Raw genomic sequence first — 6,024 nt, 5'->3', positions numbered from 1 at the left:
TGGGGGGCGTGGTGGCCCGGTGCGGACCACACCCACTTCTGGGGGGGCCGATATAGAGTGGGGGCCCCCCGCGGCGGGTGGCGGGGGGGGCCCCGGCCGGCGGGCCCCGCCGCCGGCCGCGGCGGAGCGGACGCCCGCCGCGGGTACTGCCTGACTGCTTACTGCTGCTTTGCTGCTGCGACTTGCGCGGCCACTTCGGCGGCGAAGTCGTCCTGGCGCTTCTCGATGCCTTCGCCGACGACGAACAGCGCGAACTTCTGCACGGCGGAATCCGCTGCCTTCAGCATCTGCTCGATCGTCTGCTTGTCGTTCTTCACGAACGTCTGGTTCAGCAGCGACACTTCCTTCAGGTACTTCTGGACGCTACCGTCGACCATCTTCGCGACGATCTCGGCCGGCTTGCCCGATTCCGCAGCCTTCTGCTCGGCCACGCGGCGTTCCGTGTCGATCAGCTCGGCCGGCACGTCGGCCGACGACAGCGCGACCGGCTTCATTGCCGCGATGTGCATCGCGACGTCCTTGCCGACCTGCTCGTCCGCACCCGTGTACTCGACGATCACGCCGATGCGCGCGCCGTGCAGGTACGTTGCGATCTTGTTCGCGGTTTCGAAGCGGACGAAACGGCGGATCGACACGTTCTCGCCGATCTTGCCGATCAGTGCCAGGCGCACTGCGTCGACCGTCGAGCCCTCGAGCGGCAGTGCCGACAGCGCGGCCACGTCGGCCGGGTTCTGCGTCGCGACGAGTTCGGCGACCGTCTTCGAGAATGCCAGGAAGTCGTCGTTCTTCGCGACGAAGTCGGTTTCGCAATTCAGTTCGACCAGCGCGCCTGCGTTGCCGCCGACGAACGATGCGACGACGCCTTCGGCCGTCACGCGCGATGCCGCCTTGCTCGCCTTGTTGCCGAGCTTGACGCGCAGCAGCTCTTCAGCCTTGGCCAGATCGCCGTCGGCTTCCGTCAGCGCCTTCTTGCACTCCATCATCGGTGCGTCGGTCTTTGCGCGCAGTTCTGCCACCATGCTTGCGGTAATTGCCGCCATCATTCGCTCCTTGAGTCTGTATTCACAACGCCGCCCGCTTGGACGCGAACGGCCGAGATTCGTTTCCGGACCCGCGCCGCTTCGGCGCGATCAGGTCCGGCGCACAAGCTTAAAAAAAGGGGGCCTGTTGAGAGCCCCCTTTTTGCGCCGGCTCGGGGCCAGTTACGCGTTTTCCTCGACGTACTCGTCGTCGCCGCGCGCTGCCTGGACCACTTCGTTGACCGCGTTCGCACGGCCTTCCAGGATCGCGTCGGCCACGCCTTCCGCGTACAGCGCGACTGCCTTGCTCGAGTCGTCGTTGCCCGGGATCACGTAGTCCACACCTTCCGGCGAGTGGTTCGTATCGACCACGGCGATGACCGGCACGCCCAGCTTGTTCGCTTCGGTGACGGCAATCTTGTGGTAGCCGACGTCGACGACGAAGATCGCGTCCGGAATGCCGCCCATGTCCTTCACGCCGCCGATCGACTTCTGCAGCTTGGCGATTTCACGTTCGAACAGCAGCGCTTCCTTCTTGCTCATCTTCTCGGTTTCGCCCGATTCGACGGCCGCTTCCATGTCCTTCAGGCGCTTGATCGACACCTTCAGCGTCTTGAAGTTGGTCATCATGCCGCCGAGCCAGCGTGCGTTGACGTACGGCATGCCCGCGCGCTGCGCTTCCTGGGCGATCGTGTCGCGCGACTGGCGCTTCGTGCCGACGAACAGGATCGTGCCGCGGTTCGCTGCCAGCTGACGCACGTACTTCTGTGCGTCCGTGAACATCGGCAGCGTCTTTTCGAGGTTGATGATGTGAATCTTGTTGCGGTGACCGAAAATGAACGGTGCCATCTTCGGGTTCCAGAAGCGCGTCTGGTGACCGAAGTGGACACCCGCCTCCAGCATTTGGCGCATCGTAACTGCCATGTGAATTCTCCACGAGGGTTGGGTCTTAAGCCGGCCGCCGTACCGCCGCGCGAACCTGCCCCGAATTACTCCGAAAGGCAACGAATTCTGCGCGGCCGGCACCCTGGTTGCGCCGGCTTGCGATTCGGCACGTGCAAAACGCCCGTGCCGCAAGCCTGTCACCGCAATGCCGCCCCAACTTGGGACAAACTCGGCATTCGGATATCGACTTAGCCAAAGAGTATAGCACGCCGATTTGTCGGCCCTCAAGTCGCCCGCCACTTTCGCTTGCCGTGCGGCAGCCGGCCGGACAATCCTCGAAAACCCGCATCGGCACGGCCGGCAGGGGCTGCGACGCCCGCCATAAGGTGCGATAATCCATCAATTCACCGCATTCCAGGCATACCTCGATGACTATTACGCTCAAAAACGAACACGATATCGCCGAGATGCGCGTCGCCTGCCGTCTCGCGAGCGAAGTGCTCGACTTCATCACGCCGCACGTCGTCGCGGGCGTCACGACCGCCGAACTCGATCGCCTCTGCCACGAGTTCATGCTCAACGAACAGGGCACGATCCCCGCGCCGCTGAACTACCAGCCGCCCGGCTATCCGCCGTACCCGAAGGCCACCTGCATTTCGGTCAACGACGTGATCTGCCACGGCATTCCCGGCGAGAAGGTGATCAAGAACGGCGACGCGCTGAACATCGACATCACCGTGATCAAGAACGGCTACTTCGGCGACACGAGCCGGATGTTCATCGTCGGCGAGGGCTCGATCCTCGCGAAGCGCCTCGTGCAGACCACCTACGAGTGCATGTGGCTCGGCATCGACCAGGTCAAGCCCGGCGCGCACCTCGGCGACATCGGCCACGCGATCCAGAAGCATGCGGAAGCGCAGGGCTACAGCGTCGTGCGCGAATACTGCGGCCACGGCATCGGCACGGTGTTCCACGAAGATCCGCAGGTCGTCCACTACGGCCGTCCGGGCACGGGCATCGAGCTGAAGCCCGGAATGATCTTCACGATCGAGCCGATGATCAACGCCGGCAAGCGCGACATCCGCACGATGCCCGACCAGTGGACGGTCAAGACGCGCGACCGCAGCCTGTCCGCGCAGTGGGAGCACACGGTGCTCGTCACCGAAACCGGCTACGACGTGCTGACCGTGTCGGCCGGCACGCCGGCGCGCCCCGTGTTCGCGCAACCGGCCGCCGCAGTCTGAGCGCCGTCGCGCCAGCCCGCCCCACCCCCAACTGAACGGCCGCACATGAGCGCTCACGCCGCCCCGTCGCCCGACGCGCTGTCGCGGCGCGCCGGATTCAAGGCCGCCAAGGCCGACATGCTCGAGCGCTTTCGCCGCGCGACGAACGTCGCGTCGCTGATGCACGCGCAGTCGAAACTCACCGACGACGCGCTGAAGCGCGTGTGGGACGATTGCGGGCTGCCGGCGACGCTCGCGCTCGTCGCCGTCGGCGGCTACGGGCGCGGCGAGCTCGCCCCCTATTCCGACGTCGACATACTCGTGCTGCTGCCCGATGCGCACGACCCGGCGCTCGACCCGCGCATCGAGCGTTTCATCGGGATGGCATGGGATCTCGGCCTCGAGATCGGCAGCAGCGTGCGCACGGTCGCGCAATGCATCGAGGAGGCATCGCAGGACGTCACGGTGCAAACCTCGCTGCTGGAAGCGCGCCGCATCGTCGGCAGCACCGCGCTGTTCGAGCGCTTCACGGTGCGCTACCACGAGGCGCTCGACGCCCGCGCGTTCTTCACCGCGAAGGTGCTCGAAATGCGCCAGCGCCACGCGAAGTTCCAGGACACGCCGTACAGCCTCGAACCGAACGTGAAGGAAAGCCCCGGCGGGCTGCGCGACCTGCAGACGATCCTGTGGATCGCGCGCGCGGCGGGTTTCGGCAGCAGCTGGCGCGAGCTCGACACGCGCGGCCTCATCACCGATCGCGAAGCGCGCGAGCTGCGCCGCAACGAGGGTTTCCTGAAGACGCTGCGTGCACGGCTGCACGTGATCGCCGGCCGCCGCCAGGACATGCTCGTCTTCGACCTGCAGACGCAGGCCGCCGAGAGCTTCGGCTACCAGCCGACGCAGGCCAAGCGCGCGAGCGAGCAACTGATGCGCCGCTATTACTGGGCCGCGAAAGCCGTCACGCAGCTCGCGACGATCCTGATCCAGAACATCGAGGCGCAGCTCTTCCCCGCAACGAGCGGCATCACGCGCGTGCTGTCGCCCGACCGCTTCGTCGAGAAGCAGGGAATGCTCGAGATCGTCGACGACGGCGTGTTCGAACGCCATCCCGATGCGATCCTCGAAGCGTTCCTGCTGTACGAAACGACCCGCGGCGTGAAGGGCCTGTCCGCGCGCACGCTGCGCGCGCTGTACAACTCGCGCGAAATCATGAACAACGCGTGGCGCCGCGATCCGCAGAACCGCCACACGTTCATGCGGATCCTGCAACAGCCCGAAGGGATCACGCACGCGTTCCGGCTGATGAACCAGACGAGCGTGCTCGGCCGCTATCTGCTGAACTTCCGCCGCATCGTCGGCCAGATGCAGCACGACCTGTACCACGTGTACACGGTCGATCAGCACATCCTGATGGTGTTGCGCAACATCCGCCGCTTCGCGGTCGCCGAGCATGCGCACGAATACCCGTTCTGCAGCCAGTTGATCGGCAACTTCGACCGTCCGTGGGTGCTGTATGTCGCGGCGCTGTTCCACGACATCGCGAAGGGCCGCGGCGGCGACCACTCGACACTCGGGATGGCCGATGCGCGGCGCTTCTGCCGCGAACACGAGATCGCCGGCGACGACGCGGCGCTGATCGTGTGGCTCGTCCAGCATCACCTGACGATGAGCCAGGTCGCGCAGAAGCAGGACACGAGCGACCCCGAAGTCATCAAGCGCTTCGCCGAACTCGTCGGCAACGAACGGCGCCTCACCGCGCTCTACCTGCTGACCGTCGCCGATATCCGCGGCACGAGCCCGAAGGTGTGGAACACGTGGAAGGGCAAGCTGCTCGAGGATCTGTACCGCATCACGCTCGCGGTGCTCGGCGGCGCGAACCCCGACGCGCATTCGGAGCTGAAGTCGCGGCAGGAACAGGCGCTCGCGCTGCTGCGCCTCGAGACCGTGCCCGAGGACGCGCACCGCGCGCTGTGGGATCAGCTCGACGTCGGCTTCTTCCTGCGTCACGATGCGGCCGACATCGCATGGCAGACGCGTGTGCTGTACCGGCACGTGAACGCCGAAACCGCGATCGTCCGCGCGCGGCCGTCGCCGATCGGCGACGCGCTGCAGGTGCTCGTGTACGTGAAGGACCGCCCCGACCTGTTCGCGGGAATCTGCGCGTATTTCGACCGCAACGGGCTGTCGGTGCTCGACGCGCGCGTCAGCACGACGCGGCATGGTTATGCACTCGACAACTTCATCGTCACGCAGACCGAACGCGACGTGCGGTACCGCGACATCGCGAATCTCGTCGAACAGCAGCTCGCGACGCGGCTCGCCGAAACCGCACCGCTGCCGGAGCCGTCCAAGGGCCGCCTGTCGAGGCTGTCCCGAACCTTTCCGATCACGCCGCGCGTCGACCTGCGGGCCGACGAGCGCGGTCAGTACTACATCCTGTCCGTGTCCGCCAACGACCGGCCGGGCCTTCTCTATTCGATCGCGCGCGTACTCGCCGAGCATCGGATCGGCGTCCACGCGGCGCGGATCAATACGCTCGGCGAACGCGTCGAGGACATCTTCCTGCTCGCGGGCGCCGGCTTGTCCGACAACCGCCTGCAGATCCAGCTCGAAACCGAATTGCTGCGTGCGATCGCAGTCTGAATGAATCCCAGCGTTTATGCGCACCAAATTGACCGTCAAGAATCCGCGGCCGGCGTCGCCGACCCGCGCACCTGTCCGCTCCGGCAGCCACGTCGCCCGCAAGGCGGTGCGCCCCGCAGCGCCGCCCGCGGCAGACAAGCCGGCCCGCCCGAAAAAGGCGTCGGGCCCGGCAGCCGCCGGCGAACGCACGTTCAAGCCGCGCGGTGCCGCGGGCGCCGAGCGCCCGGGCGCGGATCGCGCACCGGCCAAGCGCT

4 protein-coding genes and 1 pseudogene are annotated in these 6,024 nt (G+C 66.3%); 3 read left to right on the top strand and 2 right to left on the bottom strand.

Features of this window, described 5'->3' with window-relative positions; all coding sequences use genetic code 11:
* Nucleotides 1–158: 158 nt before the first annotated feature.
* The gene (gene tsf, locus ACNQQL_RS35465; protein ID WP_072437256.1) at nucleotides 159–1,040 is read right to left on the bottom strand and encodes a translation elongation factor Ts; all 882 of its coding nucleotides are present in this window, start codon (nucleotides 1,038–1,040) and stop codon (nucleotides 159–161) included.
* Between the two features lie 162 nt (nucleotides 1,041–1,202).
* Nucleotides 1,203–1,943 (bottom strand): 30S ribosomal protein S2, encoded by a 741-nt coding sequence (rpsB, locus tag ACNQQL_RS35460; protein ID WP_011352461.1) that lies wholly within the window; start codon nucleotides 1,941–1,943, stop codon nucleotides 1,203–1,205.
* 389 nt (nucleotides 1,944–2,332) lie between these two features.
* On the opposite strand from rpsB, the gene map reads away from it, so the two are divergent.
* The 3 genes and pseudogenes from map to ACNQQL_RS35445 form a co-directional block, all read left to right on the top strand.
* A complete protein-coding gene (gene map, locus ACNQQL_RS35455; protein WP_072437089.1) occupies nucleotides 2,333–3,148 on the top strand; it encodes a type I methionyl aminopeptidase in 816 nt (271 codons plus the stop codon).
* 45 nt (nucleotides 3,149–3,193) lie between these two features.
* A complete protein-coding gene (locus ACNQQL_RS35450) occupies nucleotides 3,194–5,770 on the top strand; it encodes a [protein-PII] uridylyltransferase (RefSeq protein ID WP_072437088.1) in 2,577 nt (858 codons plus the stop codon).
* Between the two features lie 16 nt (nucleotides 5,771–5,786).
* Nucleotides 5,787–6,024: pseudogene (locus ACNQQL_RS35445) on the top strand (pseudouridine synthase); the annotation flags it as partial.

This window comes from Burkholderia sp. LFS061 (assembly GCF_047978125.1).
Classification (GTDB): Bacteria; Pseudomonadota; Gammaproteobacteria; order Burkholderiales; family Burkholderiaceae; genus Burkholderia; species Burkholderia pyrrocinia_C.
The sequence above is the reverse complement of the archived record's forward strand: the minus strand, read 5'-3'. Positions and strand labels throughout refer to the sequence as shown.